The sequence below is a fragment of the Massilia sp. TSP1-1-2 genome, assembly GCF_049896185.1.
Lineage (GTDB): Bacteria > Pseudomonadota > Gammaproteobacteria > Burkholderiales > Burkholderiaceae_D > Telluria_A.
This window is the reverse complement of sequence record NZ_JAFCTU010000012.1, coordinates 1-872: the sequence shown is the minus strand read 5'-3', so window position 1 is coordinate 872 and position 872 is coordinate 1. Positions and strand designations below refer to the sequence as shown.

Genomic DNA, 872 nt, shown 5'->3' with positions numbered 1-872 from the left:
GAGATGTTTGATATAGTTTTCGGCTTGTCCGCGTGCGCAATAAATGTCCTCGTACAACATGCCAGCATCGAGTCCAGGTAGCGAGGTCACGATGAAGCGCGTGTTCTCGCCGAGCGCCATGACTTCGGCCTTCATCAAGACCCGCCATGCCCTCGGCCACGAGCGGGCCTTGTACATGAATTCGTCGAACAGGCGTAGCGCATTGGGAGCATCGTCCTGCGTTTGCGCCGCTACCCACTGGTCGATGGCGCGAAGTCGTGTTGGTTCGGCCATTGCGAGAAGCTTGACGTTGCAGGAGAAACCGAAGATGAAGTCGATGTTCGGCATGCCGTCGATGAGGCCCATCAATTCAGGTCCGCTGAAGTGTCCGTCGCCCCGAACGAGAATATGAGTGTCGGGGAAATGGAGGCGAATCAGTTTTAGAACGCGGCGCATGATCATCGCGTTCTCGTCGCCAAAGGGCCGCTTGCCGGGCCGCAGAACGGCAGCGATCAAGCCGCCCGACATGCCGTCGAAGATCATCAGCGGCAGGTAGCAAGTCGAGCGATAGTGATGGTTGTAAAACGCCAGCGGCTGCTGCCCGTAGCACGCATCCTCCGAGTGATCGAGGTCGAGAATCAGACTTTTTGGCGGGCTGGCGAAGCTGGCGATGAACTGCTCCACGAGGGCCTCACTGACGCGGTAGATGTCCTGGCGACTGGCCGCATGTTCAAAGCGCGAGATGGTCGCGCCAGACGCCAGCGCGCCATCATCGTCGAACGGCAAGCGGGCCGCGCCCAGTTTGAACATCGGGTCGTGGCGCAGGCTGTTTGAATCGTTGCCGTCTTCGTAGCCGCAGCCGATTTGGTCAATGCGCTGCGCCACAAGATCGT

The 872-nt window shown here is 59.3% G+C and carries 1 protein-coding gene; it reads right to left on the bottom strand.

Going from position 1 to position 872, the window contains the following annotated elements:
* Positions 1–872, bottom strand: an 872-nt coding sequence (locus ACP7BV_RS12315; protein WP_426104116.1) for an IS1380 family transposase, incomplete at both ends; no start/stop codon positions are given.